This window comes from Pseudomonas sp. JS3066 (assembly GCF_036328175.1).
GTDB lineage: Bacteria > Pseudomonadota > Gammaproteobacteria > Pseudomonadales > Pseudomonadaceae > Metapseudomonas.
Window position 1 is genome coordinate 637,094 of record NZ_CP143312.1, and the last position, 26,285, is coordinate 663,378.

A 26,285-nucleotide genomic window follows, 5' to 3' on the forward strand; every position below is an offset into this window, starting at 1 on the left:
TCCGGCGCGAGGAAGCGCCGACAGTAAGAGTGCGCCAGTTTACCCGACCTGATCCACGTCTGCCTGCCGACTCTGCACGGCCTGCAGCCGTGCGATCACGTAGCGCAGGTGCACATGCAGGTCGTAGAGCTCATTGGAGTAGGACAGCGGCACTTCCACCTTGGCCAGGCGCTGTTCCAGCGTTTCCAGGTGCTCGATCTCGGCGGCGAGCTGTTCCGGCGGCGTGCCGCTGTCCAGTTTGCGGTCGATTTCGCGCAGGTATTTGTACCAACGGTAGATACGTGCGCGGATGCGCCAGCGGTAGATGGGGCCTACGGCCTTGGTCAGCGGGATCATGATCACCAGCAGCGGGATCAGCAGGATGATGTAGCGGTCGGCCAGGGAGGCGATACGGAACGGTAGGTAGCGCTGCAGGATCGGCAGGCCTTTCTCGTAGTAGTAATCCGCCTCGCTCAGGCTGGATAGGGTTTGCGGTTTGGCGCTGGGGTAGGTGCCGGGCGGGTCCAGCAGGGTACCGTTCTGCATCACCTCACGAGCCGCTTCGAGGATCAGCGGCGTGAGCGAGGGGTGGAACTCGTCGTTCGCTACCAGGGTGGCCACCGGCGCCAGGGTTCGGATGTCCCGCGAGGGGCTGTTGCTGGAGAGATTGAGCAAGCCTTCGCCCACCTCCAACTTGGTCAGGTAGGGCAGGCGGGCGCGATAGGCAGCGCTGCGGCGCAGGCTGACCAGGTCCAGCTCCGGACTGGCCGCCAGGCGCTGCACCACTGCGCTTTCCGCCGGGCCGAGGAAGAAGCCGGCGTCCAGCTCGCCGACGAGCAGGGCATTGGCTGCCGGGCTGCCGCTGATGGGCTGCCACTGTGGCGGGTAGCGTTCGGGGCTGATCTGGTTGGCGGCGAGGATCGCGTCGCTGACCGAGCGGGTGCCGCTGTTCGGTGCGCCGATCGCGATTCGTAGCTGAAGCAGGTCGGCCATGCTGTCGATGTCCAGTTCCTTGCGTTTGAACAGCCAGAGCGGCTCCTGGTACATCACGCCGAGGCCGTGCAGATTCTCGCGCTGTTTCGCATTCAGGGTGAGTTCCTGGCCACTCTGGACCAGGGCGATATCCACTTCGCCGCTTTGCAGCTTGGCCAGGTTGTCCAGCGAGCCGGTACTGCGCACCAGCTTCAGCTCGAAGCCCTGCTTGGCCAGCTCCTCCTTGAGCTTTTCGCCAAAGGCGTTGTAGCCGCCCGAGGGGCCGCCGGTGGCCAACCGTGCGAGCATGGGCGGCGGTGGCGCGACGAAGTAGAAGAGCGCACCAATAAGCGCCGCCATCACCGGGATCAGCCAGAGGTTGGCCAGGAGCATGATCTTGATGTCACGAAATATGCGTTGCATGTCTGTCCTTGTCTGCAGCGAATGCTGGGAAGGATAGCGGCTCCGTGGTTGCCAGGCCGCGAAGGAAATGACAGGGTTGCCGGCATTTCCGTTCCGTCACCGTGATTCCCGATGCGCATTCTCCATACCTCCGACTGGCACTTGGGCCAGCACTTCATGGGCAAGACCCGACAGGCCGAGCACCAGGCTTTCTGCCGCTGGTTGATCGAGCAGGTACGTGAGCGCGAGGTCGACGCTGTGCTGGTCGCTGGCGATGTGTTCGATACTGGCGCGCCGCCCAGCTACGCCCGCGAGCAGTACAACCAGTTCATCGTCGAACTGCGGGACACCGGTGCCAGCTTGGTGGTGCTTGGCGGCAACCACGATTCGGTGGCGATGCTTGGCGAAAGCCGCACGTTGCTTGCGCAGCTGGATACGCGCGTGGTGCCGGCAGTTGGCGTCGAACCGGACGAGCAGCTGCTGGTGCTCAAGCGCCGCACCGGTGAACCGGGCGCGATTCTCTGCGCCATCCCCTTCATCCGCCCGCGCGATGTGCTGCTGAGCCAGGCCGGACAGAGTGCAGCGGACAAGCAGCTGTCCTTGCAGCAGGCGATCCAGGACCACTATCAGAAACTCTTTGCCCTGGCCGAGCAGCGCCGCGCCGAACTGGGCGGTGGCCTGCCCATCGTCGCCACCGGCCACCTGACCACCGTGGGCGCCAGCGCAAGCGAGTCGGTGCGGGAAATCTACGTCGGTGCGCTGGAAGCCTTCCCCACCAGCGCTTTCCCGGCGGCGGACTACATCGCCCTCGGACATATCCACAGGCCGCAGAAGGTAGGGGGGCTGGAACACATCCGCTATTGCGGCTCCCCCATTCCGTTGTCTTTCGATGAGGCTCGACAGCAGAAGGAAGTGTTGCTGGTGGAGCTGGACAGCATTGGACTGCACAAGGTGGAAGCCCTGGCAGTGCCGCGCTTCCAGGCCCTCTACTCGCTGCGTGGCAGTCTGTCGGAGTTGCCGGCCCTGTTCGCCGAGGTGGCGCGGGATGGCAGCTCGCAGCAGCCGGTCTGGGTGGAAGTGCAGATCAGTACGGACGACTACCTCAGCGACCTCCAGGCACGTCTGGCGGCACTCTGCGACGGTCTGCCGGTGGAGGTGTTGCGCATCCGCCGCGAGCGCGGTGCAACCCAGGCCGGCCTGCAGCGCGAGGCACGGGAAACCCTTGATGAGCTGTATCCGGAAGAGGTGTTCGACAAGCGTCTGGAAAGCGAGGAGCTGGACCAGACGCTGCGGCAGCAGCTTCAAGGGCTGCACCGCGACGTGCTGGCCGAGTTGCAGGAGGGCCAGGCATGAAGATCCTCAGCTTGCGCCTGAAGAACCTCAACTCGCTCAAAGGCGAGTGGAAGGTCGATTTCACTGGCGAACCCTTCGCCGGCAACGGCCTGTTCGCCATCACCGGCCCCACCGGCGCTGGCAAGACGACCCTGTTGGACGCCATCTGTCTCGCGCTTTACCACCGCACACCGCGCATGGGCACGGTGTCGGCCAGCATCAACGAGCTGATGACCCGCCACACCGCCGATTGCCTGGCGGAGGTGGAGTTCGAGGTGAAGGGCGTGGCCTATCGCGCCTTCTGGAGTCAGCGCCGCGCACGCGACAAGGCCGATGGCGGCCTGCAGCCGCCCAAGGTGGAGCTGGCGCGGGTGCTGGATGGGGAAATCCTCACCGACAAGATCAACGACAAGCTCAAGCTGACCGAGAGCCTCACTGGCCTCGATTTCGAGCGTTTCACCAAGTCCATGCTGTTGGCCCAGGGCGGCTTCGCCGCGTTTCTGGAGGCCAACGCCAACCAGCGCGCGGAGTTGCTGGAAGAACTGACCGGCACCGAGATCTATGGGCGCGTATCCCAGCGGGTGTTCGAACGCACCCGCGAAGTGAAGGCCGGGCTGGATCAGCTGCGCGCCCGCGCCGAAGGCGTGGAGTTGCTGAGCGATGACACGCGCGCAGCCTTGCAACAGGAAGCCGGCATTCTCGCCGACGAAGAGCGCCTGCTGCAGAGTCGCCAGGCTGACCTGCAACGCCAGCGACAATGGCGCGATGAGCTGGACAAGGCTCTGGCCCGCCAACAGGCTGCCGGGCAACAGGGGCAGTCTGCCCGAGCCGCTCTAGAGCAGGCGCAGCCGCAATTGTCGCGCCTGGCTGCCAGCGAGCCGGCCAGCCAGCTGTTGCCCTTGCATCGCGACTGGCAGCGGACGCAGCAGCAATTGAACCAGGGTGAAAGCGAGTTGCGGGTCACCCGGCACGACCTGCAGACACTGGCTGAACGCATCCTCGACCAGTTGTGGCGGGGTGCCCAGTTCGGCGAGCAGTGGGTGCAGGCGCGCCAGAATGCCCTTGAAGGCCTACAGGCCGAGCGAGAAGCCCTGCAAAGAAGGTTGGCCGAACAACCCCAGCGGTCCCGGCTGGGCGAGCACCTGGGGGGCTGGCGGGCCGAATTCGGCGCCCTGGCGCGGCGCCAGGAAGAGTTGAGCGGATTACAGCGTGCCCAGGCGGATTTGAAGCGCCAGACCGATGAGCTGGGCGTGCGCTTCGGCCTGTCCAGCAGCACCTTGGAAAGTGCCAGGGCCGAACAGGGCCAGGCGCTTCAGGCGGAGGCAGAAGCCCAGGTCCGGCTCGATGGGCTTCTGGGGGGGCTGGATGACGCCGCGCTTCGCACGCAGTGGCAGCAACTGTTGGAGCGAGGGCGCCAACTGGAGCGTCTTGAACAACTGTCGCAGCAACGCCGGCAATTGGCCGAGCGCCAATCACGCGCTCGTGAGCAGCTGCAACCGTTGCAGGACGAGCAGAAAAACCTGGTCGAACAGCGCGACGGCCTGCGCCGTCGCTTCGCCGAACTCAAGCAACAGATCGCCGACAAGGAAAAGCTTCTCGAGCAGGAACAGCGCATCCAGCAACTCGAGGCATACCGTGCCGCCTTGCAGCCGGGGGAAGCCTGCCCGCTGTGCGGCTCTCTCGAGCACCCGGCCATCGCCGAGTACCAGGCGCTCAACCTTTCCGCCACCCAGCAGGCGTTGCAGGACTGCAGGGCAGCCCAGGACGTGGTACGCCAACAGGGCGAAACCCTGAGCAACCGCCTGGCTTCCGTGGAAGCGCAGGTGACTCAGCTGGGCGAAGCCTTGCAAGGTGCCGAGGTTGAACAGCGCCAGTACGTGGAGCAATGGCGCGAGCTGTGCCAGGCGCTGGAGCTGCAATTGCCGGACCTGGCTGCCCTGCAGACCGAGTTGCAAGGCCATGCCGCGCGGCTGCATGCGCTGCAGGATCGACTGGCACAACTGGACCAGTTCAAGGCTGCGCTGATCTCTGCCCGCGACCTGCGCCAGCAGCGCGACAAGGCGCTGCACGATTGCACGAGCCAGCTCGCCTTGCTGGAGAAAGACCAGGCCAGTCTGCGCCAGCAGGAACGGGCCAACGTCCAGCGGCTGGAGCAACTGGACCACGAGCAGGGCGCGGCGCGCGTGCAGTTGTCCACAGGCCTGGCGACACTGGGCTACAGCTTGCCCGCGGCAGGCGACGCCTGGCTCGCCGAGCGTGAAGCCGAATGGCAGCAGTGGCAGCAGGACCAGGCAGCCAGCCAGCAACTGGAAGTCCGGCTGCGTGACCAGCAGCATGCCCTGGACGCCGCTCGGGAGCAGGCCCGCCTTTGGCAAGGCCGCTGGCAGGCCGCCGGACATACCGGTCAGACGCCGCTGGCGCCAGTGGATGATCCCCAGGCCGCGCTGGCGCTGGTGCAGACCGAGCTGGACGTTGCCCAGCAGCGACTCAACCAGCTCAAAGGCAGCGAGCGTAGCCAGGACCAACGGGTCCAGGAAGTCCGGCACCAGCTGCACGTGCAGCTCGATGCCTGGCGGCAGGGGCTGGCGGCGAGTCCCTTTGCCGATGAAGCAGCTTTTCTTGCCGCCTTGCTGGATGAGGCGGAGCGTAATGCCCTGCTTGAACTGCAGCAGCGACTGAATCGCGAGCTGGGTGATGCCGAGGCCCTGTGGGCCGACGCCCGGGCCCAGGCTGAACGCCTGCAGGCAGAGCCGCAGAGTGAGCTGGACCGCGAGCGGCTGGAGAGTGAATGGCAGGCACTGGGCGAGCGCACGCGCGAACTCAGCCAGCGTCAGGGAGAAATCCGTGCCCAGCTCTCCGGCGACGAGCAGCGCCGGCAGAATCAGCAGGCCTTGTTCGCCGACATCGCCCGGCAGGAAACCGAGTACGACCTCTGGCAACGCTTCAACAGCCTGGTGGGGTCGGCCGATGGCGCCAAGTACCGCAAGTTTGCCCAAGGCCTGACCCTGGACCACCTGGTGCACCTGGCCAATCTGCAATTGCAGCGTCTGCACGGCCGGTATCAGCTGGCCCGTCGTCAGGGCGGGGAGCTGGAACTGGAGGTGGTGGACACCTGGCAGGCCGATGTCGTCCGCGACTGCAAGACTCTGTCCGGAGGCGAGAGCTTCCTGGTCAGCCTGGCGCTGGCGTTGGCGCTGTCCGATCTGGTCAGTCACAAGACCAGCATCGATTCGCTATTCCTCGACGAAGGCTTCGGCACCCTCGACGGTGAAACCCTGGAAGTAGCCCTCGACGCCCTGGATGCGCTGAACGCCAGCGGCAAGATGATCGGCGTGATCAGCCACGTCGAGGCGTTGAAGGAGCGTATTCCGGTGCAGCTCAAGGTGCACAAGGGCGTGGGCATGGGCTACAGCCGGCTGGATGCGCGCTTCGCAGTTAGCGCGTAGGCCAGTCGGTCAGCGCAGGAGCGAATTTATTCGCGAATGAATTCGCTCCTGCAAGGCAACGCCGGTTACGGGCACGGGCGAGCGATCAGGCCCAGCGTTCCTTGCGCCAGGCTTCACGCCCGGCGACATCGAAGAAGGTCCAGGCGACGAAACGGCTCTGCTTCTGACCCTGGGCCATCTCCAGCACGCGGATCTCTGCGGAATCGCTGCGACGCAGGCGGGCCTCGATACCGGGCAGGTTGCCAGCCTTGGAAACCAGGCTGCTGAACCAGAGCACCTGTGCCTTGAATTGCACGCTCTCATCCACCATCCGTTCCAGGAAACCGACTTCACCGCCATCGCACCAGAGTTCCGCACTCTGGCCGCCGAAGTTCAGCACCGGCAGCTTGCGCTTGGGATCGAGCTTGCCGAGGTTCTTCCACTTGCGCTGGCTGCCGCGGGTGGCTTCTTCCAGCGAGCTGTGGAAGGGCGGGTTGCACAGGGTCAGGTCGAAGCGTTCGCCCGGCGCGATCAGGCCCTTGAAGATATTGCGCGGCCCTGCCTGCTGGCGCAGGTCGATGGCGCCGCCCAACTGGTTGGACTGGACGATTGCGCGCGCCGAGCCGAGGGCTGTCGGGTCGATGTCGGCGCCGGTGAAGTGCCAGCCGTACTCGCTATGGCCAATCAGCGGGTAGATACAGTTGGCGCCAACGCCGATATCCAGTGCCTGGATGTCCTTGCCATGGGGAATCCGCCCTCCGTTGTCCCCGGCCAGCAAGTCGGCCAGGCCGTGCAGGTAATCGGCACGGCCTGGTATGGGGGGGCAGAGGTAGCCAGCGGGGATGTCCCAGTGCTGGATGCCATAGAACTGCCGCAGCAGGGCCCGGTTGAACACCTTGACCGCCTCCGGATTGGCGAAGTCGATGCTCTCCTTGCCGTAGGGGTTGGTGATCACGAAGCGCGCCAGTTCCGGGCTGCCCTGGATCAGCTGGGGAAAGTCGTAGCGACCCTGATGGCGATTGCGTGGATGCAATTGCCCCTTGCTGGCGGGCGGCTTTGCTGGGGCGGTGCGAGGGCGCTTTGGAGGCTGGGGCATGGTGGCGGCATCGGCAGGGGAAAGCGCGGCATTTTCCCACAGGCGCGGGTCTGGCGTCAGGAGAGGTGAAGCGCGCGCCCGAGGTAATCGAAGAACAGGCAGTAGGCTGCGATGGGCAGTGGCAGGCCGAGCAGGGTTCCGGCCAGGTAATGGCGAAAGCGCACGCCGCTGAGGCTGAGTGCATAGTTGAGCGCCGGTACCGTCTGAAACAGCATCCGCAGCAAGGTGACGACGGCCACCGGGCGATCGTCCAGGTGGGCGATGATTCGCCGCGCCAGGCGGTTGTCCAGCTCGCGCAACGCATTGCCGCCCAGCAGACGGATCAGCACGAAGGTCGAGCAGCAGGAAAAGGTGGCAGCCAGGTAGGTCGCCAGACCTCCCCAGACGCGCCCCAGGGCCAGCACAGCGGCGGCGAGAAAGATCCAGCCGGGAATCTGGATCAGGTTGCCCAGCGCGAAGAGCAGGGCGAAAAGCAGCAGGCCCCAACCCTTATGGGCCAGCAATGTGTCATGGAGGTACTGGAGGCTCAGATGCTCGCGCAAGCCGCTGAACTGGAAGCCTGCCAGAAGTAATGCGAGAAACAGGGCTACCAGAAGCAGGCGCCGGTACTTGTACATGGAGGGACTCCGCGGTTGTCCCTTTCATTGAAGCTCAGAGCGGGAACACCAGCGGTACCAGGAAGACGCTGACGATCATCACCAGGATCGTGAAGGGCACTCCTACCTTCACGAAGTCGCCGAAGCGGTATTGCCCAGGCCCCAGCACGAGGGTGTTCACCGGTGAGGAAATCGGCGTCATGAAGGCTGCCGATGCCGCCAGGGCGACGATCATCGCGAAGGGGTAGGGCGACATCCCCAACTGCTGGGCGGTGGCAATGGCGACCGGCGCCATGAGCACGGCGGTGGCTGTGTTGGAAATGAACAGGCCGATCAGCGCGGTGACGATGAACAGGCAGGCGAGCATGGCGTAGGGGCCGGCATTGCCCAGCAGCGCAACCAGCCCCTTCACCGCGAGGTCGATGCCGCCGGTTTGCTGCAGGGCCTGGGCGAAGGGCAACATGCCGACGATGAGGATCAGGGTCGGCCAGTGGATGGCGCGGTAGGCGCTGTCCAGGTCGATGCAGCGGAATGCCCCCATCAGCAGGCAGCCGATCAGTGCGGCCATCACATTGGGCACCAGGCCGCTGACCATCAGGAAGATCATCACTGCAAGACTGAGCAGGGCGTAGGGGGCCTTTCGCGCTGTTGGAGCCACTTCGTCCACCTCGGCAGGCAGGCTCAGTACCAGGAAGTCGCGGCTTTGCCCCTGCAAGTGGTGAATGGCCTTCCACTCACCTGCCACCAGCAGGGTGTCGGAGGCCTTCAGCTTCTCGTCCACCAGCACGCCTTCCAGCGCCTCGCCATGGCGGCGCAGACCCACCACGTTGAGCTGGTGGCGCGAGCGGAAACCCAGTTCCTGGATGGTCTTGCCCGGCAGTTTCGACTCGGGCGGCAGGGCCACCTCGGCCAGCCCCAGCGAATGGGCGTGCAGGCTGTAGTAGGAAGAGGGCAGCGGCAGAGGTTCCAGGCCGAGTTCCTCGTAGGCACCCAGCAGGCCGATAGCCGGGCTGGCCAGGTCCACCAGTAGTACGTCACCGGGCTCCAGCAGGGTATTGCCGGTGGCCATCAGCAGCAGGGTGCGGAAGCGGCGCTGGCGTTCGACGGCGATCACGTTGATGCCGTACTGCTTGCGCAGCTCCAACTCGTTGAGGGCCTGGCGAACCAATGGTGAATCAGCACGTACTTTCAGGCGCCTTTCGCGGTCCTCGAGCGCATAGGCCGTGGCCAGGTCGGCGAGGGTCAAGCGCGGTGCGGCGTCGGCCTGGTCAACGCCTCTGGGGGTCAGCCAGTGGCGGGTCAGCAGCATGTAGACGATGCCCAGCGCCAATACTGCAAGGCCAACCGGTGTCAGGCTGAAGAAGCCGAAGCCGTCGAGGCCGGCGCGGCGCAGTTCGCTGTGCACCACCAGGTTGGGCGCGGTGGCGACCAGGGTGAGCATGCCGCTGATCAATCCGGCGAAGGCCAGCGGCATCATCAGCCGTGCCGGGGCGATCTTCAGCCGCGCGGCGACGCCCAGGGCGACCGGAATGAAAATGGCCACCACGCCTGTGGAGCTCATGACGGAGCCCAGGCCCGCAGCGGCCAGCATCAGCAGCACCAGCAGACGCGTCTCGCTGCTGCCGGCCCGGGCCACCAGCCAGTCACCCAGGCGGTAGGCGATGCCGGTGCGGACCAGGCCGTCACCGATGACGAAGAGGGCGGCGATCAGCACGACGCTAGGGTCACTGAAGCCAGCCAGGGTGTGGCTGATATCAAGAATGCCGGTCAATGGCAGGGCGACGATGACCAGCAGGGCAACCACGTCCATGCGTGGCTTGTTAAGGACGAACAGGGTGATGGCGGCCATGAGCAGGCCCAGCACCATCAGCAGATCGACGTTCAATCGGTACTCCCGGAGGTTCCTTGGCGGGGAGCGGCAGTCTGTCAGGGGTAACCCAGGACGGCCTTGATCTGTTGCAGGTTAGCGGCGATCCAGCGCTTGTCGATGGGCCCCCAGTTGCGGATCACGTAGTGTCCGGCGTTGTTGCGCTCGCCTTCGGACTGTTCGAAGTGGCAGTCAATATCCAGTTCCGCCAGGGCCAGCAGGGTATCCTGGGCGGTGCGGCGCGGCATGCCTGTGGCGTCCATGAGGGCCGGAATGCTGGTGGCGGTGCCGCTGTCGATCAGCCAGGCGACGTAGAGGCGGCGATAGAAGCTGGTCTTGGTTTTGCTGATTTCCATGGGCATGCCCTGCGTGGCGGACGGTGCAATGAACGAGGCCCGCAATAGCGGGCCTCGTTGGGGTTACAGGCTGGCGATTCGGCCGCGCTGTTCGGTCAGGTTGGCCAGGGCCTGTTCGGCCTCGGCCAACTTGGCGCGCTCCTTCTCGATCACCTCTGCCGGAGCCTTGGCAACGAAACCTTCGTTGCCCAGCTTGCCGCCGACACGCTTCACTTCGCCGTCCAGACGCTGGATTTCCTTGTCCAGGCGGGCGAGTTCCGCGTCCTTGTCGATCAGGCCGGCCATGGGCACCAGCACCTGCATGTCGCCGACCAGGGCGGTCGCGGACATCGGTGCTTCTTCGCCTGCGGCCAGCACGCGGATTGTCTCGAGCTTGGCCAGCTTCTTCAGTAGTGGCTCGTTCTCGGTCAAGCGACGACGGTCTTCATCGTTGGTGTTGGCCAGCAGCAGGTCAATGCGCTTGGCCATGGAGATGTTCATCTCGCCGCGGATCTGTCGAACGCCGAGCATTAGCGCCTTGACCCATTCGATGTCGCCTTCGGCGGCGGCGTCGATGCGCTCTTCCACGGCCACCGGCCAGGGCTCGAGCATCAGGGTGGCGCCGCTCTTGCCGGCCTGGCCCTTGATGCGCTGCCAGATCTCTTCGGTGATGAAGGGCATGAAGGGGTGCGCCAGGCGCAGGGCCACTTCCAGCACGCGGATCAGGGTGCGGCGGGTGCCGCGCTGGCGCTCGATGGGTGCGTTCTCGTCCCACAGCACCGGCTTGACCAGTTCCAGGTACCAGGCGCAGTACTGGTCCCAGATGAACTCGTAGAGGGTCTGGGCGGCCAGGTCGAAGCGGAAGGCATCGAGGTGGCGGGTGACTTCAGCTTCGGTGCGCTGCAGGGCCGAGATGATCCAGCGGTCGACCGAGGACAGCTCGACCGGCTCGTCGTTGACACCGGTGTCCTGGCCATCGGTGTTTTCGATGACGAAGTTGGCGGCGTTCCACAGCTTGTTGCAGAAGTTGCGGTAGCCCTCGACGCGGCCCATGTCGAACTTGACGTCACGGCCGGTGGAGGCCAGCGAGAGGAAGGTAAAGCGCAGGGCGTCGGTGCCGTAGCTGTTGATGCCTTCGGGGAACTCGGCCTTGGTCTGCTTGGCGATCTTCTCGGCCAGCTTGGGCTGCATCATGCCGCTGGTGCGTTTTTCCAGCAGGGTGTCGAGGTCGATGCCGTCGACGATGTCCAGCGGGTCCAGGACGTTGCCCTTGGACTTGGACATCTTGTGGCCTTGGGAGTCGCGCACCAGGCCGTGGACGTACACGGTCTTGAACGGAACCTGCGGGGTGCCGTCTTCGTTCTTCACCAGGTGCATGGTCAGCATGATCATGCGGGCGACCCAGAAGAAGATGATGTCGAAGCCGGTGACCAGCACGTTGGTGGGGTGGAAGGTCTTGAGGAACTCGGTCTGTTCCGGCCAGCCCAGGGTGGAGAAGGTCCACAGGCCCGAGCTGAACCAGGTGTCCAGCACGTCTTCGTCCTGGCGCAGGGCGATGTCGCCCAGGTTGTGCTTGGCGCGAACCTCGGCCTCGTCGCGGCCGACGTAAACGTTGCCGGCGTCGTCGTACCAGGCTGGAATGCGATGGCCCCACCAAAGCTGGCGGCTGATGCACCAGTCCTGGATGTCGCGCATCCATGAGAAGTACATGTTCTCGTACTGCTTGGGCACGAACTGGATGCGTCCATCTTCCACGGCGGCGATGGCAGGTTCCGCCAGTGGCTTGGTGGAGACGTACCACTGGTCGGTCAGCCAGGGTTCGATGACGGTGCCGGAGCGGTCGCCCTTGGGCACTTTCAGCGCGTGGTCTTCGATCTTTTCCAGCAAGCCGAGTTGCTCGAAGGCCTCGACGATTCGTTTGCGTGCGTCGAAACGGTCAAGGCCGGCGTATTGCTCGGGCAGGCTGCCGTCGTACTGGTCATTGACGCTGCCGTCGAGGTTGAACACCTGGGCGGTGGCGAGTACCGCGGCGTCCTTGTCGAAGATGTTGATCAGCGGCAGGTTGTGGCGCTTGCCGACTTCATAGTCGTTGAAGTCATGGGCCGGGGTGATCTTCACGCAGCCGGTGCCGAACTCGGGGTCGCAGTACTCGTCGGCGATGATCGGAATGCGGCGGCCCACCAAGGGCAGTTCGACGAAGGTGCCGATCAGGTTCTTGTAGCGCTCGTCTTCCGGGTGAACGGCAACGGCGCTGTCGCCCAGCATGGTTTCCGGGCGGGTGGTGGCGACGATCAGGTAGTCCTTGCCGTCGGCGGTCTTGTGGCCGTCGGCCAGCGGGTAGCGCAGGTTCCAGAGGCTGCCCTTCTCGTCATGGTTTTCCACTTCGAGGTCGGAGATGGCGGTGTGGAACTTGGTGTCCCAGTTGACCAGGCGCTTGCCGCGGTAGATCAGGCCGTCTTCATGCAGGCGCACGAAGGCTTCCTTGACCGCATCGGACAGGCCGTCGTCCATGGTGAAGCGTTCGCGCGTCCAGTCAACGGAGGAGCCGAGGCGGCGAATCTGGCGGGTGATGGTGCCGCCGGACTGTTCCTTCCATTCCCAGACCTTCTCGAGGAATTTCTCGCGGCCGAGGTCATGACGGCTGACGCCTTGGGCGGACAGCTGGCGCTCCACCACCATCTGGGTGGCGATGCCGGCATGGTCGGTGCCCGGCTGCCACAGGGTGTTGCGACCCTGCATGCGGCGGAAGCGGATCAGGGCGTCCATGATGGCGTTGTTGAAGCCATGACCCATGTGCAGGCTGCCGGTCACGTTCGGCGGCGGGATCATGATGGTGTACGGGTCGCCGGAACCTTGCGGGGCGAAGTAGTTGTTCTTCTCCCAGGTCTGGTACCAGGAAGTTTCAATGGCGTGGGGCTGGTAGGTCTTGTCCATGGTTCGGCGGGGACCCTAGAGGCGTCTGAACGGGAAAACGGGAGAGTATAACGGCAACGGACCCTCGAAAGAATTGGCGTGCGTTGCCGGTGGCACCCGGCGGTTGCCGGGCGGGTCGGATCACTGCCGGCGAGGCGGCAGTAGGCGAGTCAGGCGCGCTTCGAGGCGGCGTTTGAGCTCGGCCTCGATCTGCGGCACGAAATCGTCGATCACGTCCTGCAGGATCAGCTGCGCGGCGGCGCGGAGTTCGCTGTCCAGGCGGGCCAGTTCCGGGTTGCCAGCCGGCGTCATGCGCTGGCGGATCGCCTCGGCCATCTGCGTGGGGGCGGGGGCTGGCGCAGCTGTGGGCGCCGACGCGACGGGGGCAGCCTGGAGCACGGACTGCTGCGGCGGTGAAGGAGGTGTGGCCGGCGGCACGGGCACGGGTTCGACTATTTCCGACAGCAGCGGGATGTCATCGACATCCAGGGTTTCGGTGAGCAATGGTGGTTCGGCGTCGCCGGGCTCGTCATCGAGCAGGGCACGAATGGATTCGAGGTCGTCCAGCAGGTTCGCCGGTTTTTGGGGGGGCTTGGGGGTGTCCATCAGTGCGGTATGGCTAGAGTTCGACTCGTTTCGGATCATAGCCCCGCTGCCGGTAGCTACGGAAATTCTCCCGGCAGGCGGCAAGCAGGTCGGGTTCCTGGTTGACGATCTCGATGATCCGGCTGAAGTGCTCGACGTGAGGGGAGATGGTCGAGGCGAGGTTGATCAGCAGGCCCTGCTGGATTACAGGTGCTTCGTCCAGAGCCAGCACCACCGGGGCATTGGCGTCGTCGTCGATCAGGCTGTGGGGAATGAAGCTTTCGGCGCGAAAACGCCAGAGCAGTGCGTCCAGCTCATCGCGCTGGGCGGCATCGGTGCAACGTACGAGGACTGGCAGCCCATGCCGCCAGCCCTTGGCAGCCAACTGGCAGGCCGCGCGCAGGCGGTCTGCCGGGTTGGCCGAGGAGAGTACGTAAAACTCAACTCTCACTTGATGCGGTCCAGCAGGTACTGGGTGAGCAGGGGAACAGGACGGCCGGTAGCGCCTTTATCCTTGCCGCCGCTGACCCAGGCAGTGCCGGCGATGTCCAGGTGCGCCCAGTGGAACTTCTTGGCAAAGCGCGACAGGAAGCAGCCAGCGGTGATGGTGCCGGCCTTCGGACCACCGATGTTGGCGATGTCGGCGAATGGGCTGTCCAGTTGCTCCTGGTACTCGTCGAACAGTGGCAGTTGCCAGGCGCGGTCGTCGGCGTATTCACCAGCCTTGAGGATCTGCTTCACCAGCGCGTCGTTGTTACCCATCAGTCCCGAGGTGTTGCTGCCAAGGGCAACGATGCAGGCGCCAGTGAGGGTGGCAATGTCGATCACCGCCTGCGGCTTGAAGCGCTCGGCGTAGGTCAGGGTGTCACACAGCACCAGGCGGCCTTCGGCGTCGGTGTTGAGGATCTCGACGGTCTGGCCGCTCATGGTGGTGACGATGTCACCCGGGCGGGTGGCGCCGCCGCTGGGCATGTTCTCGGCACAGGCCAGCAGGCCGACCAGATTGATTGGCAGTTGCAGCTCCAGTACCGCGCGGAAGGTACCGAGTACGCTGGCGGCGCCGCACATGTCGTACTTCATTTCGTCCATGCCGGCCGCCGGCTTGATGCTGATGCCGCCGGTGTCAAAGGTGATGCCCTTGCCGACCAGGGCGAAGGGTTTGTCGTCCTTCTTGGCGCCCTGGTAATTGAGCACGATCATCCGCGGCGGTTGCTCGCTACCCTGGGCCACGGCGAGGAAGGCGCCGGCGCCAAGTTCCTTGAGCTTCTTCTCGTCGAGCACTTCGACCTTGAGGTTCTTGTGCGCCTTGGCCAGGGCCTTGGCTTCCTCGGCAATGAAGCTGGGGTGGCAGAGGTTCGGCGGCAGGTTGCCGAGGTCGCGGGTGAAGGCCATGCCGGTAGCGATGGCCTGGGCATGCACGCTGCCTCGTTCGGCCTCGGCCTGGTCGGCCTTCTCCACCAGCACGGTGACTTTCTTCAGCGCCCTGGGCTCAGCCTTCTGGCTTTTGAAGCGGTCGAAGACGTAGCCGCCATCGGCCAGGGTTTCCACCATCAGACGGGCCTTGCCATAGGCGTCGCGGCCTTTGACGGCCAGTTCGGCCAGGGCCAGGGCTGCGTCGCTGCCGCCGAGGCCTTTCAGCACGCCGTTCACGGCGGCGATCATTTTGCGGAACTGGCGGTCAGAGAGTTCGCGCTCCTTGCCACTGCCCACCAGCAGTACGCGCTCGGCCTTGAGATTGGGGAGGCTGTGCAGGAGCAGGGTCTGGCCCACCTTGCCAGCGATATCGCCGCGCTTGAGCAGGGTGGTGATGGCACCGCCAGCTGCGGCATCAACGGCCTTGGCGGCTTCGCCCAGCTTGCGTCCTTCGCCGAGAGCAACGACCAGCGTGGCGGTTTTCAGGGTTTCCAGACGGGCGCTTTTGACAAGGAATTCCATGACATGTGTCCCCAAGACAAAGAGCCGGGATTGACGGATAATGCCGGCTATTTTTTCAGTGGCCCGTCAGAACGACGGGCTGGCCATAAAGCGGCTAGTTTGAGCGTAGCCGCGTGAGCCTGACAACCCTGGAGTGTCTGGTTTGATTGTCTTCCGTTATCTCTCCCGCGAAGTCCTGGTCACCCTGAGTGCGGTCAGCGCCGTGCTGCTGGTGATCATCATGAGCGGCCGTTTCATCAAGTATCTGGCGCAAGCCGCACAGGGGGCGCTGGACCCTGGCGTGCTGTTCATGATCATGGGCTTCCGGATACCCGGTTTCCTCCAGTTGATCCTCCCTCTGGGATTGTTTCTCGGTTTTCTGCTGGCCTACGGCCGCCTGTATCTCGAAAGCGAAATGACCGTGCTCAGCGCTACCGGCATGAGCCAACAGCGCCTGATGGTCTACAGTCTCGCTCCTGCGCTGCTGGTGGCACTGCTGGTGGCCTGGCTGAGCCTGGGCCTGGCGCCTCAGGGCGTTGGCCAGGTGGCTCGCATCCTCAACGAGCAGGATGCCCTGACCGAACTGGATACCTTGGTTCCCGGACGTTTCCAGGCGCTAAAGGGGGGCGGCCGGGTGACCTACACCGAGACGCTCTCCTCTGATCGTGGCGAGCTGGGTGGCGTGTTCATCTCCGAGAAGCGCATTTCGCGCCAGGACGGCAAGGATCGTGGCATTGGCGTGCTGGTGGCTGAGAAGGGGCATCAGGAAGTCCAGCCGGATGGCAGTCGTTACCTGATCCTCAAGAATGGCTACCGCTACGACGGCAACCCCGGCAAGGCCGACTACCGCATCATCCAGTACGAAACCTACGGTGTGCTGCTGCCCAAGCCCGAGATATCGTCCGAGATCGGCGAGCGCGAGGCAGTGCCCACCTCCGAGCTGATCGGTAGCAATGATCCGCGCTACCAGGCCGAGCTTCAGTGGCGCTTGTCGATCCCGCTGCTGGTGTTCGTCGTCACCCTGCTGGCGGTGCCGCTGTCCAGGGTCAATCCGCGCCAGGGTCGTTTCCTCAAGCTGCTCCCGGCCATCCTTCTGTATATGGCGTACCTGGCCTTGCTGATCGCTGCGCGCGGACAGCTGGACAAGGGGCGCATTCCCATGGCCCTCGGCCTGTGGTGGGTACACGCACTGTTCATCGTGGTCGGCCTGCTGTTGTTGTACTGGGAGCCTCTGCGCCTGAAGTGGGCGGCTCGTCGTGATGTCCGTGAGGTGGCCCATGGTTAGGTTGGATCGTTACATCGGCACTAGCGTGTTCTTCGGCATCCTTGCGGTGCTGGGGATCATCGTGAGCCTTGCAGCGCTGTTCGCGTTTATCGATGAACTGGGCGACGTTGGGGGCGACTACGATGTGCTCGCCGCTGCCTGGTACGTCTTCCTCACATTGCCGCGTCGCGTCTACGACATGCTGCCGATGGCGGCGCTGATCGGTAGCCTGATCGGTCTCGGTACCCTGGCCAGCAGCAGCGAGCTGACCGTGATGCGCGCAGCTGGCGTTTCGATCGGCCGTATCGTCTGGGCGGTGATGAAGCCCATGCTGGTGTTGATGCTGGTGGGCATACTGATTGGCGAGTACGTCGCGCCGTGGAGCGAGAACCTGGCCCAGGCCAATCGCTCACTGGCCCAGGGCGGTGGGGATGCACAAAGCTCCAAGCGCGGTCTCTGGCATCGCCAGGGCGAAGAGTTCGTCCACATCAACGCCGTGCAGCCCAATGGTGTGCTCTATGGTGTGACCCGATATCGCTTCGATGGCGAGCGCCATATGCAGTCCGCCAGCTTCGCCAAGCGTGCGTTGTTCCAGGGTGATTTTTGGCAGCTGGAAGATGTGACCACTACACATTTCCGTGGCGATCACACTGAAGTACTCAACAGTGTCACCGAGCGCTGGAATATCGAACTCAAGCCAGAGCTGCTCGGCACCGTTGTGATGGAGCCCGAGGCGCTGTCGATTTCCGGACTATGGCGTTACACCCATTACCTGGCGGAGCAGGGGCTGAACAACGGCCGCTACTGGCTGGCGTTCTGGACCAAGGTGCTGCAGCCTCTGGTTACGGCGGCCCTTGTGTTGATGGCGATTTCCTTCATCTTCGGCCCACTGCGTTCGGTAACCCTGGGGCAGCGTGTGTTCACCGGTGTCGTTATCGGTTTCGTGGTGCGTATCAGCCAGGATCTGCTCGGGCCTTCGAGTCTGGTATTTGGCTTCTCGCCGCTCTTCGCTGTTCTGGTGCCGGCGGGCGTCTGCGCCCTGGCAGGTGTCTGGTTGCTGAGGCGTGCGGGCTGACCCCGAATCGACGCAAGAAAAAGCCGGCTTTTGCCGGCTTTTTTCATGAGGTCATTTCTTGTGCGCGTCCTTGGGAATGCGGACGATCCGGGTCTCGGAATAGATGTCATGCCAGGTGCGCTTCTCCTTGTCCCACAGGCTCCAGAGGAAGCCCAGGCCAAGTGCCAGCCAGGAGCCGATGGCAATGACGAAGCGCAGCAGGGCCTGCCACAGGCTGATGGCCGAACCATCCTTATTCTGTACGCGAATGCCCCAGACCTGCATGCCGAGGGTCTGGCCGTTGTGGGTCCAGAACTTGGCGAAGAATCCGAACAGGGCAAACACCAGCAGCGTGGAGAGTACCGGGTCGCCGGAGAGCGCGCCCTGGTCGGCCAGTTGACGCAGATGCTCGCCACCGTAGATCAGGCGGAGTAAGACCTGTTGATAGATCAGGGTGACCACCATCAGCAGGGCAACGCAGAGGAGGAAGTCGTAGAAGATCGCGGCGAAGCGGCGAACCAGCCCGGCGGAGGGGAAGTCCCCCTGGGGGCGCAGCTGATGTTTCGGCATTGCGGGCTCTTGGCGTGTGGAGGGCGCGCCATTCTAGCAGCCGACTAGCAGACACAAAAAAGCCCCTGATGTTTCCATCAGGGGCTTTCGGCGAAGCTCAGGTAGTTAGTTAACTACCTGAACCTTGTCAGCCTGCATACCTTTCTGGCCTTGAACGGCTTCGAAGGTAACCTTCTGGCCTTCTTTCAGGCTACGGAAGCCGGAGCCTTCGATGGCGCGGAAGTGAACGAACAGATCCGGGCCGCTTTCCGGGGTGATGAAACCAAAACCTTTCTCGTCGTTGAACCATTTGACGGTGCCGGTTTGACGATTCGACATATCTTTTTCCTTGAAACTGAAGTTGATGACAGCCTGCTGTTCACTGATGCGCCAGAAGGGCTGGAACTGGTTGCAAAGAGGTAAGAGAAGTCGAGCGGGATGTAGCGGATCTGGTGATCTACCGCATCAGGTCACGATTCAACAGCGACCCATGCAAACACAGTTGGCCAACTCTACGCTAAGTTTCCCGGAAATGCCAAGCCCCGAAAGACCAATATTTATGGGCGGGAGAAGGGCCCCGGACGGGCGGAAAGTTGGGGGGAGAAAGCCTAGGACAGGCTTGAAGATATCGTGGTGCCCCGGGAGAGACTCGAACTCTCACTCTGTCGCCAGAAACGGATTTTGAATCCGCCGCGTCTACCATTCCGCCACCGGGGCACGATGGCGGCGCAGTATAGGGAGACGCTCTGAGTCGGTCAATCCGTCTGCGTGGTCAGAAACGGGCATTTCCTGTACTATCTGCGCCCCTGCGATACGACCTCCCACCATGCGCGTAGCCGACTTCCACTTCGAGCTCCCTGAAGCTCTTATTGCCCGTCATCCACTGGCCGAGCGTCGCGCCAGTCGCCTCCTTGTACTGAACGGCGAATCGGGTGCACTGAGCCATCGTCATTTCTCCGACCTCCTGGAATACCTGCGTCCGGGTGATCTGATGGTGTTCAACAACACTCGGGTCATTCCTGCACGGCTGTTCGGCCAGAAGGCTTCAGGCGGCAGGCTCGAGATTCTTGTCGAACGCGTGCTGGACAGCCATCGCGTACTGGCCCACGTGCGTTCCAGTAAGTCGCCCAAGCCCGGCTCGATCCTGCAGATCGATGGCGGTGGGGAGGCCGAGATGGTTGCTCGCCATGATGCGTTGTTCGAACTGAAGTTCGCCGAAGAAGTGCTGCCGCTGCTTGACAGGGTCGGCCACATGCCGCTGCCGCCCTATATAGACAGGCCTGACGAAGACGCCGATCGCGAGCGTTACCAGACCGTCTACGCGCGCCACGCCGGGGCCGTTGCAGCGCCTACGGCAGGGCTGCATTTCGACCAGGATCTGCTTGAGGCCATTTCCGCCAAAGGGGTGGCGAGTGCCTTCGTCACGCTGCACGTCGGGGCAGGTACTTTCCAACCAGTAAGGGTCGAGCGCATCGAGGATCACCACATGCACCGCGAGTGGCTCGAAGTGGGCCAGGATGTGGTCGAAGCCGTTGCTGCCTGCCGTGCTCGTGGAGGAAGGGTGGTCGCTGTAGGAACCACCAGCGTGCGCTCCCTGGAAAGTGCGGCGCGGGACGGCCTGCTCAAGGCCTTCAGCGGCGACACCGATATTTTCCTGTACCCCGGCCGACCCTTCCATGTGGTCGACGCCTTGGTTACCAATTTCCATTTGCCCGAATCCACCCTGCTGATGCTGGTTTCCGCCTTTGCTGGCTATCCAGAGACCATGGCTGCCTACGCTGCAGCAGTGGAGCAGGGCTACCGATTCTTCAGTTACGGTGATGCCATGTTCATCACCCGCAATCCCGCCCCCCGCGGGCCCGAGGACCAAGCATGACGCGCACCTGCCGGATGAACTTCGAGCTGCTGGCTACCGATGGCAAGGCCCGTCGTGGCCGCCTGACCTTCCCCCGGGGGGTTGTCGAGACGCCCGCCTTCATGCCTGTAGGAACCTACGGCACCGTGAAGGGGATGTTGCCGCGCGATATCGAAGGGATCGGCGCGCAGATCATCCTTGGCAATACCTTCCACCTCTGGCTGCGGCCGGGCATGGAGGTGATCAAGCGCCATGGCGACCTGCACGACTTCATGCAGTGGCAGGGGCCAATCCTCACCGACTCCGGTGGCTTCCAGGTGTTCAGTCTGGGTGCCATGCGCAAGATCAAGGAGGAGGGCGTGACATTCGCCTCGCCGGTGGATGGCGCGAAAGTGTTCATGGGGCCCGAGGAATCCATGCAGGTCCAGCGCGACCTGGGGTCCGACATCGTGATGATCTTCGACGAATGCACGCCTTATCCGGCGGACTTCGATACGGCCAGGCGTTCCATGGAGCTTTCCCTGCGTTGGGCAAAGCGCTCCAAGGTCGCCCATGGTGAAAGCACTGCCGCGCTGTTTGGGATCGTCCAGGGTGGCATGCACGAAGAGCTGCGCATGCGCTCCCTGGAAGGCCTCAGTGAAATCGGCTTCGATGGCTTGGCCATCGGTGGCCTGTCGGTAGGCGAACCGAAGGACGAGATGATTCGTGTGCTGGACTACCTGCCCGGGCAGATGCCGGCAGACAAGCCGCGCTACCTCATGGGGGTGGGCAAGCCGGAGGATCTGGTGGAGGGTGTGCGCCGCGGAGTGGACATGTTCGACTGCGTGATGCCGACGCGCAACGCGCGAAATGGCCACCTGTTCATCGACACCGGCGTGCTGAAAATCCGCAACTCAGTGCATAAGCATGACGAGTCTCCGCTGGACCCGACTTGCGACTGTTACACCTGCAAACACTTCTCGCGCGCCTATCTCCATCATTTGGACAAATGCGGCGAAATGCTCGGCAGCATGTTGAATACAATCCACAACTTGCGGCATTACCAGCGCCTGATGGCTGGTTTGCGCGAGGCTATCCAACAGGGTAAATTGGCCGCCTTTGTCGATGCCTTCTACGCCAAGCGCGGACTACCGACTCCGCCCCTGGACTGATAAAGCCGCATATCCAGAGTCGATTTTTTTAAATTTCCGCAACAGGAGTGCTACATGAGCTTTCTGATTCCCGCCGCCTATGCCGACGCCGCTGCGCCGGCCGCCGCTGCAGGCCCTGCCGGTACCGGCTTCGAGTGGGTTTTCCTGATCGGTTTCCTGGTCATCTTCTATCTGATGATCTGGCGTCCCCAGGCCAAGCGCGCCAAGGAGCACAAAAACCTCCTGGGCAGTCTGCAGAAGGGTGATGAAGTGGTCACCTCCGGCGGCATTGCCGGCAAGGTCACCAAGGTCACCGATGACTTCGTGGTCATCGAAGTGTCTGACAGCGTAGAGCTGAAGTTCCAGAAGGCGGCTATCGCGGCGACCCTGCCGAAGGGCACGCTGAAAGCCATCTGACAGATACATGGATCAACACCGACGGGGCGCCATCAGGCGCCCCGCTTCATAACGGGCGGAGTCATGCTCAACAAGTATCCACTGTGGAAATATCTGCTGATCCTGGCGGTGCTGGCGATCGGCCTGGTCTATTCCGCACCCAATCTCTATCCGGATGATCCGGCGATCCAGATCAGCGGCACCAGTACCGCGCTGAAGATCCAGCAATCCGACCTGGACAGGGCGACCGTAGCCCTCAAGCAAGCGGGCATCGAGCTCAAGTCTTCCAGTGTCAGCGAGCGCGGCGGTCTGCTGCGCCTGACCAAGCTGGGTGATCAGCTGCCGGCCAAGGATGTAGTGCGCAAGACCCTTGGTGATGACTACGTAGTCGCACTCAACCTGGCCCCGACCACTCCGGATTGGCTGCGCAAACTCGGCGCCGCGCCGATGAAGCTCGGTCTCGACCTCTCTGGTGGTGTGCATTTCCTGCTGGAAGTGGACATGGAGAAGGCTGTCGACGCGCGTCTGAAGATCTATGAGGGCGAAGTTCGTACCCTGCTGCGCAAAGAGCGAATCCGTTACCGCAGCCTGCCGGCCCAGGAGAACGGCTTCCAGCTTGGCTTCACCGACCAGGAGTCCCTGGACAAGGCGCAGTCGCTGATCCGCAAGAGCTTCAACGACTTCCAGCTGACCACCACCGCGCGTGGCGATCAGCAGGTCCTACAGTTGGTCCTGACCCAGGCCAAGCTGGCTGAGATCCGCGAATACTCCATCAAGCAGAACCTGACCACCGTTCGTAACCGTGTGAACGAACTGGGTGTTGCCGAGCCGCTGGTGCAGCGCCAGGGCGCGAACCGTATCGTGGTCGAACTCCCGGGCGTACAGGACACTGCCGAAGCCAAGCGTATCCTCGGCAAGACTGCCAACCTGGAGTTCCGCCTGGCTGCTGAACCGACGGCCAGCAAGGCCTCTACCGAATCCTTCGAGTTTCGTGAGCCGGGTCGTCCGCCGGTGCCGCTGGAGCGCGGCCTGATCATCACTGGTGACCAGGTGACCGACGCCCAGGCGAGCTACGACGAGAACGGGCGTCCGCAGGTGAATATCCGTCTCGACGGCCACGGCGGCGAACTGATGAGCCGCGCCACTCGCAACAACGTGGGTCGCAGCATGGCGGTGATCTTCATCGAGCAGCGCCCGGTTACCCGCTACGTGACCCAGGACGTCAAGGGCGTCCAGCAGGAAGTAGCGGTGCAGAGCTTCAAGGAAGAGAAGAAGATCATCAGCCTGGCGACCATCCAGTCGCCGCTGGGCAGCCAGTTCCGCATCACCGGCCTGAACGGCCAGGGCGAGTCCTCCGAACTGGCCCTGCTGCTGCGTGCCGGTGGCCTGGCTGCGCCGATGTACTTCGCTGAAGAGCGTACCATCGGCCCGAGCCTGGGTGCCGAGAACATCGTCAAGGGTATCGAATCCACCGAGTGGGCGATGGTCTTCGTATCGCTGTTCATCATGGCCATCTACCGCTTCTTTGGCTTCCTCGCCACCATCGCCCTGGCGTTCAACCTGGTGATGCTGGTCGGGCTGATGTCGGTGATCGGCGCAACCCTGACGCTGCCAGGTATCGCCGGTATCGTGCTGACCCTCGGCATGGCGGTGGACGCCAACGTGCTCATCTACTCGCGTATCCGCGAGGAGCTGAACAATGGCCTGTCGGTGCAGCGTGCGATTCACGAAGGTTTCGACCGTGCCTACACCGCGATCGTCGACAGTAACCTCACCACCCTGCTGGTGGGTGGCATCCTGTTCGCCCTCGGTACCGGTCCGATCAAGGGCTTTGCCGTGACCATGTCGCTGGGGATCATCACGTCGATGTTCACCGCCATCATGTTCACCCGCGGGATGGTCAACCTGATCTTCGGTGGCCGCAACTTCAAGAAACTGTGGATTTGAGGCCTGCCATGATCAAGTCAACCATCCGTTTCATGGCGATACGCAACGTTGCGTTCGCCATCACCGTGATCATCAGCCTGATTGGTATCGGCAGCCTGTTCGTCAAGGGCCTGAACTTCGGCCTGGACTTCACCGGCGGCACCCTGATCGAGCTGTCCTATGAGAAGCCGGCGAACCTCGAGCTGATCAAGCAGGAGTTGGGTCAGGTCGGATACAAGGACGCCATCGTTCAGAGCTTCGGTGCTTCGACCGATGTTCTGGTGCGTCTGGCCGGAGAAGATCCGCAGCTGGGTAACAAGGTGGCCGATGCCCTGCGCAAGGTGGATGCCGAGAGCAAGTTCGAGCTCAAGCGTGTCGAGTTCGTCGGCCCGCAGGTCGGTGAAGAGCTGCGTGACCAGGGTGGCCTGGCAATGCTGCTGGCCCTGGGTGGCATCCTGCTGTACCTGGCCTTCCGCTTCCAGTGGAAGTTCGGGGTGGGCGCTGTGGCCTCGCTGATCCACGACGTGATCGTCACCCTGGGTATCCTGGCGTTCTTCCAGATTCCCTTCGATCTCACTGTTCTGGCGGCGGTCCTGGCGATGATTGGCTACTCGCTGAACGACACCATCATCATCTTCGACCGTATTCGCGAGAACTTCCGTGTGCTGCGTCGTGCGGACCTGATCGAGAACATCGACGTGTCCTGCACCCAGACTCTGCTGCGGACTATCGCGACCTCGATGTCCACCGCTCTGGCGCTGTTCGCCCTGCTGATCTTCGGTGGGGACAGCCTGCACGGCTTCGCACTGTCGCTGCTGGTCGGTGTGGTCGTGGGTACCTACTCCTCGATCTATATCAGTGCTCCGGTGCTGATCTGGCTGGGGCTGTCTTCCGAGGACCTGATTCCGCCGGCGAATACCGCCGAAGCGGATGACCGTCCCTGAGGCGTTCCGTCCCTGAGAACGAGGCCCGGCAAATGCCGGGCCTCGTCGTTTCTGCTGTATGAGACTGTCGTTCCACTTATCGGAATATTCCCGTTGGTTTGGGAACTTGGCTTTTGTCCTCTTATCCAAGGCTGGGAGTAGGGCATGTAGGCCCGCTATGGATGATTCAGGAGGTTCAAGTGAACAAGTCGATGCTCGTCGGTGCTGTTTTGGGTGCGGTTGGTGTGACTGCCGGCGGCGCCGTGGCCACCTACAACCTGGTAGGTAAGAACGGCCCGGAGTATGCCGAAGTGCTCGCTGTCCAACCGATCAATGAAACCGTGAAGACTCCACGAGAGGTCTGCAACGATGTGGCGGTGACTCGTCAGCGTCCGGTCAAGGATCAGCATCAGATCGCCGGCACCGTCCTTGGTGCGGTTGCGGGCGGTTTGTTGGGCAACCAGGTCGGTGGCGGTACCGGCAAGAAGATCGCCACGGTCGCTGGCGCCGTTGGTGGTGGTTACGCCGGCAACAAGGTGCAGGAGCATATGCAGGAAGGCGACACCTACACCACGACTGAAACCCGCTGCAAGACTGTCACGGACACCAGCGAGAGGCTGGTTGGTTATGACGTGAAGTATCAGCTGGATGGCAAGGTCGGCCAGGTGCGGATGGATCATGACCCGGGTCGTCAGATCCCGGTGACGGAAGAAGGTCAGTTGATCCTCAGCCAGCAGGGCGGTGGTATCCAGTCCCAGGGTGGCGGAGCGGGCGTTCAGCAGTAAGCTGGGCCCAAATAACAAAAAAACCCGGCCTTGGCCGGGTTTTTTCATGGCTGAGTGATCAGCGGATCAGCGCTTCAGCGACGGCGGAAGGTGCGGCTGTATAGCGGTCAGCACTGCCTTGAAGCATTTGGTGTTGCCTGCAACGACGTGACCTTTCTCGAGGAAGTCGTGGCCGCCGGTGAAGTCGCTCACCAGGCCGCCAGCTTCCTGGACCAGCAGGGCGCCCGCAGCCATGTCCCACTCGGACAGGCCGAACTCCCAGAAAGCGTCGAAACGGCCGGCGGCAACGTAGGCCAGGTCTAGGCTGGCAGAGCCGGCGCGGCGGATGCCGGCTGTCTGGCCGACCAGGCTGCGGAACATGCCCAGGTAGTTCTCTAGGTTGTCCAGCTGGCTGTCGCGGAAGGGGAAGCCAGTGCCCAGCAGGGCGCCTTCCAGGCTCTTGCGCGGGCTGACGCGCAGGCGGCGGCCATTGAGGGCGGCGCCGCGGCCGCGGCTGGCAGTGAACTCTTCCTGGCGAACCGGATCCAGGACCACGGCGTGCTCCAGGCGGCCCTTGTATTTGCAGGCGATGCTGATGGCGAAATGCGGAACGCCGCGAATGAAGTTGGTGGTGCCGTCCAGTGGGTCGATGATCCACAGGTAGTCGGCGCCTTCGCCCTTGCCTTCCAGAAGTCCGCCTTCCTCGCCCAGGATGCCGTGGTTCGGGTAGGCCTTGCGCAGGGCCTGCACGATGGACAGCTCGGCGGCACGATCGACCTCGGTGACGTAGTCCTTGGCGTCCTTCTCGTTGACGGAGATGACGTCCAGGCGCTCGATAGAGCGGAAAATCAGTTCACCGGCGCTGCGAGCGGCGCGCAGGGCGATATTCAGCATAGGCTGCATGGGGAGTTCACCTGGGTCGTTAAAGAAGAAAGCCGCACATAGTAGCAGAAAAAGCCCAAGGCAGGCAGGGGAGGAGGCGTCATTCGTAGCGTTGCGTCCGGGCCT

At 63.3% G+C, this 26,285-nt stretch carries 22 protein-coding genes and 1 tRNA gene; 10 read left to right on the forward strand and 13 right to left on the reverse strand.

Translation table 11 applies throughout. From position 1 onward, the window contains the following. Positions 1–39: 39 nt before the first annotated feature. Positions 40–1,374, reverse strand: coding sequence for a TAXI family TRAP transporter solute-binding subunit (locus SA496_RS03135; protein ID WP_330115035.1), 1,335 nt, complete (start codon positions 1,372–1,374; stop codon positions 40–42). A gap of 111 nt (positions 1,375–1,485) precedes the next feature. Between SA496_RS03135 and sbcD the strand changes: the two genes are divergently transcribed. Both sbcD and SA496_RS03145 read left to right on the forward strand, forming a co-directional pair. Beyond that, positions 1,486–2,706 (forward strand): exonuclease subunit SbcD, encoded by a 1,221-nt coding sequence (gene sbcD / locus SA496_RS03140; RefSeq protein ID WP_120652830.1) that lies wholly within the window; start codon positions 1,486–1,488, stop codon positions 2,704–2,706. Continuing rightward, positions 2,703–6,131, forward strand: coding sequence for an AAA family ATPase (locus SA496_RS03145; protein ID WP_330115036.1), 3,429 nt, complete (start codon positions 2,703–2,705; stop codon positions 6,129–6,131). Before sbcD ends, SA496_RS03145 begins: the two co-directional genes overlap by 4 nt. 85 nt (positions 6,132–6,216) lie before the next feature. Here SA496_RS03145 and rlmF read toward each other — a convergent pair whose 3' ends face one another. From rlmF to SA496_RS03185, 8 genes are all read right to left on the reverse strand, one after another. Continuing rightward, a complete protein-coding gene (rlmF, locus tag SA496_RS03150; protein WP_330115037.1) occupies positions 6,217–7,206 on the reverse strand; it encodes a 23S rRNA (adenine(1618)-N(6))-methyltransferase RlmF in 990 nt (329 codons plus the stop codon). A 56-nt stretch (positions 7,207–7,262) separates the two neighbouring features. Further along, entirely contained in the window at positions 7,263–7,823 is a 561-nt protein-coding gene (locus tag SA496_RS03155) for a VTT domain-containing protein (protein WP_330115038.1), read from the reverse strand. Between the two features lie 34 nt (positions 7,824–7,857). Then, positions 7,858–9,687, reverse strand: coding sequence for an SLC13 family permease (locus tag SA496_RS03160; RefSeq protein ID WP_330115039.1), 1,830 nt, complete (start codon positions 9,685–9,687; stop codon positions 7,858–7,860). A gap of 41 nt (positions 9,688–9,728) precedes the next feature. Then, positions 9,729–10,025 (reverse strand): winged helix-turn-helix domain-containing protein, encoded by a 297-nt coding sequence (locus SA496_RS03165; RefSeq protein ID WP_330115040.1) that lies wholly within the window; start codon positions 10,023–10,025, stop codon positions 9,729–9,731. A gap of 63 nt (positions 10,026–10,088) precedes the next feature. Continuing rightward, positions 10,089–12,938, reverse strand: a complete 2,850-nt coding sequence (locus SA496_RS03170) for a valine--tRNA ligase (RefSeq protein ID WP_330115041.1) — start codon at positions 12,936–12,938, stop codon at positions 10,089–10,091. A 120-nt stretch (positions 12,939–13,058) separates the two neighbouring features. Continuing rightward, entirely contained in the window at positions 13,059–13,523 is a 465-nt protein-coding gene (locus SA496_RS03175) for a DNA polymerase III subunit chi (RefSeq protein ID WP_120652824.1), read from the reverse strand. 13 nt (positions 13,524–13,536) lie between these two features. Next, on the reverse strand, positions 13,537–13,953 hold the full coding sequence (locus tag SA496_RS03180; RefSeq protein WP_280359446.1) for a DNA polymerase III subunit chi: 417 nt from the start codon (positions 13,951–13,953) through the stop codon (positions 13,537–13,539). Then, on the reverse strand, positions 13,950–15,437 hold the full coding sequence (locus tag SA496_RS03185) for a leucyl aminopeptidase (RefSeq protein WP_330115042.1): 1,488 nt from the start codon (positions 15,435–15,437) through the stop codon (positions 13,950–13,952). The genes SA496_RS03180 and SA496_RS03185 overlap by 4 nt, the downstream gene beginning before the upstream one ends. Before the next feature lie 142 nt (positions 15,438–15,579). On the opposite strand from SA496_RS03185, the gene lptF reads away from it, so the two are divergent. Beyond that, the gene (gene lptF / locus SA496_RS03190; protein WP_330115043.1) at positions 15,580–16,701 is read left to right on the forward strand and encodes an LPS export ABC transporter permease LptF; all 1,122 of its coding nucleotides are present in this window, start codon (positions 15,580–15,582) and stop codon (positions 16,699–16,701) included. Continuing rightward, positions 16,694–17,755: an LPS export ABC transporter permease LptG gene (gene lptG, locus SA496_RS03195; RefSeq protein WP_120652820.1), complete on the forward strand. Its 1,062-nt coding sequence runs from the start codon at positions 16,694–16,696 to the stop codon at positions 17,753–17,755. The genes lptF and lptG overlap by 8 nt, the downstream gene beginning before the upstream one ends. 51 nt (positions 17,756–17,806) lie before the next feature. Here lptG and SA496_RS03200 read toward each other — a convergent pair whose 3' ends face one another. The 3 genes from SA496_RS03200 to SA496_RS03210 form a co-directional block, all read right to left on the reverse strand. Then, positions 17,807–18,304 (reverse strand): RDD family protein, encoded by a 498-nt coding sequence (locus SA496_RS03200; RefSeq protein WP_153922331.1) that lies wholly within the window; start codon positions 18,302–18,304, stop codon positions 17,807–17,809. 105 nt (positions 18,305–18,409) lie between these two features. Continuing rightward, positions 18,410–18,622, reverse strand: a complete 213-nt coding sequence (locus SA496_RS03205) for a cold-shock protein (RefSeq protein WP_016491057.1) — start codon at positions 18,620–18,622, stop codon at positions 18,410–18,412. 292 nt (positions 18,623–18,914) lie between these two features. Beyond that, positions 18,915–19,000: transfer RNA gene (locus SA496_RS03210), tRNA-Leu, on the reverse strand. Between the two features lie 109 nt (positions 19,001–19,109). Between SA496_RS03210 and queA the strand changes: the two genes are divergently transcribed. From queA to SA496_RS03240, 6 genes are all read left to right on the forward strand, one after another. Then, on the forward strand, positions 19,110–20,159 hold the full coding sequence (queA, locus tag SA496_RS03215; protein WP_120652818.1) for a tRNA preQ1(34) S-adenosylmethionine ribosyltransferase-isomerase QueA: 1,050 nt from the start codon (positions 19,110–19,112) through the stop codon (positions 20,157–20,159). A gap of 14 nt (positions 20,160–20,173) precedes the next feature. Then, on the forward strand, positions 20,174–21,289 hold the full coding sequence (tgt, locus tag SA496_RS03220; RefSeq protein ID WP_162945901.1) for a tRNA guanosine(34) transglycosylase Tgt: 1,116 nt from the start codon (positions 20,174–20,176) through the stop codon (positions 21,287–21,289). Between the two features lie 54 nt (positions 21,290–21,343). Beyond that, positions 21,344–21,685, forward strand: coding sequence for a preprotein translocase subunit YajC (gene yajC, locus SA496_RS03225; RefSeq protein WP_028628667.1), 342 nt, complete (start codon positions 21,344–21,346; stop codon positions 21,683–21,685). Between the two features lie 63 nt (positions 21,686–21,748). Then, entirely contained in the window at positions 21,749–23,611 is a 1,863-nt protein-coding gene (gene secD / locus SA496_RS03230; protein ID WP_153922333.1) for a protein translocase subunit SecD, read from the forward strand. 8 nt (positions 23,612–23,619) lie between these two features. Further along, the gene (gene secF / locus SA496_RS03235) at positions 23,620–24,534 is read left to right on the forward strand and encodes a protein translocase subunit SecF (protein ID WP_153922336.1); all 915 of its coding nucleotides are present in this window, start codon (positions 23,620–23,622) and stop codon (positions 24,532–24,534) included. Positions 24,535–24,713: 179 nt separating this feature from the next. Further along, positions 24,714–25,298 carry a glycine zipper 2TM domain-containing protein gene (locus SA496_RS03240; protein ID WP_330115044.1) on the forward strand — a complete coding sequence of 195 codons (585 nt, stop codon included), beginning with the start codon at positions 24,714–24,716 and terminating at the stop codon, positions 25,296–25,298. 66 nt (positions 25,299–25,364) lie between these two features. Here the strand turns inward: SA496_RS03240 and suhB are convergent, their stop codons facing one another. Further along, a complete protein-coding gene (gene suhB, locus SA496_RS03245; RefSeq protein ID WP_120652813.1) occupies positions 25,365–26,180 on the reverse strand; it encodes a type III secretion system regulator SuhB in 816 nt (271 codons plus the stop codon). Positions 26,181–26,285 lie beyond the last annotated feature (105 nt).

Coding starts and splice junctions, on each gene's coding strand:
- SA496_RS03135 (WP_330115035.1), bottom strand. CDS start 1,374: ATGCAACGCATATTTCGTGACATCAAGATCATGCTCCTGGCCAACCTC.
- sbcD (WP_120652830.1), top strand. CDS start 1,486: ATGCGCATTCTCCATACCTCCGACTGGCACTTGGGCCAGCACTTCATG.
- SA496_RS03145 (WP_330115036.1), top strand. CDS start 2,703: ATGAAGATCCTCAGCTTGCGCCTGAAGAACCTCAACTCGCTCAAAGGC.
- rlmF (WP_330115037.1), bottom strand. CDS start 7,206: ATGCCCCAGCCTCCAAAGCGCCCTCGCACCGCCCCAGCAAAGCCGCCC.
- SA496_RS03155 (WP_330115038.1), bottom strand. CDS start 7,823: ATGTACAAGTACCGGCGCCTGCTTCTGGTAGCCCTGTTTCTCGCATTA.
- SA496_RS03165 (WP_330115040.1), bottom strand. CDS start 10,025: ATGGAAATCAGCAAAACCAAGACCAGCTTCTATCGCCGCCTCTACGTC.
- SA496_RS03170 (WP_330115041.1), bottom strand. CDS start 12,938: ATGGACAAGACCTACCAGCCCCACGCCATTGAAACTTCCTGGTACCAG.
- SA496_RS03175 (WP_120652824.1), bottom strand. CDS start 13,523: ATGGACACCCCCAAGCCCCCCCAAAAACCGGCGAACCTGCTGGACGAC.
- SA496_RS03185 (WP_330115042.1), bottom strand. CDS start 15,437: ATGGAATTCCTTGTCAAAAGCGCCCGTCTGGAAACCCTGAAAACCGCC.
- lptG (WP_120652820.1), top strand. CDS start 16,694: ATGGTTAGGTTGGATCGTTACATCGGCACTAGCGTGTTCTTCGGCATC.
- SA496_RS03200 (WP_153922331.1), bottom strand. CDS start 18,304: ATGCCGAAACATCAGCTGCGCCCCCAGGGGGACTTCCCCTCCGCCGGG.
- SA496_RS03205 (WP_016491057.1), bottom strand. CDS start 18,622: ATGTCGAATCGTCAAACCGGCACCGTCAAATGGTTCAACGACGAGAAA.
- queA (WP_120652818.1), top strand. CDS start 19,110: ATGCGCGTAGCCGACTTCCACTTCGAGCTCCCTGAAGCTCTTATTGCC.
- tgt (WP_162945901.1), top strand. CDS start 20,174: ATGAACTTCGAGCTGCTGGCTACCGATGGCAAGGCCCGTCGTGGCCGC.
- yajC (WP_028628667.1), top strand. CDS start 21,344: ATGAGCTTTCTGATTCCCGCCGCCTATGCCGACGCCGCTGCGCCGGCC.
- secD (WP_153922333.1), top strand. CDS start 21,749: ATGCTCAACAAGTATCCACTGTGGAAATATCTGCTGATCCTGGCGGTG.
- secF (WP_153922336.1), top strand. CDS start 23,620: ATGATCAAGTCAACCATCCGTTTCATGGCGATACGCAACGTTGCGTTC.
- suhB (WP_120652813.1), bottom strand. CDS start 26,180: ATGCAGCCTATGCTGAATATCGCCCTGCGCGCCGCTCGCAGCGCCGGT.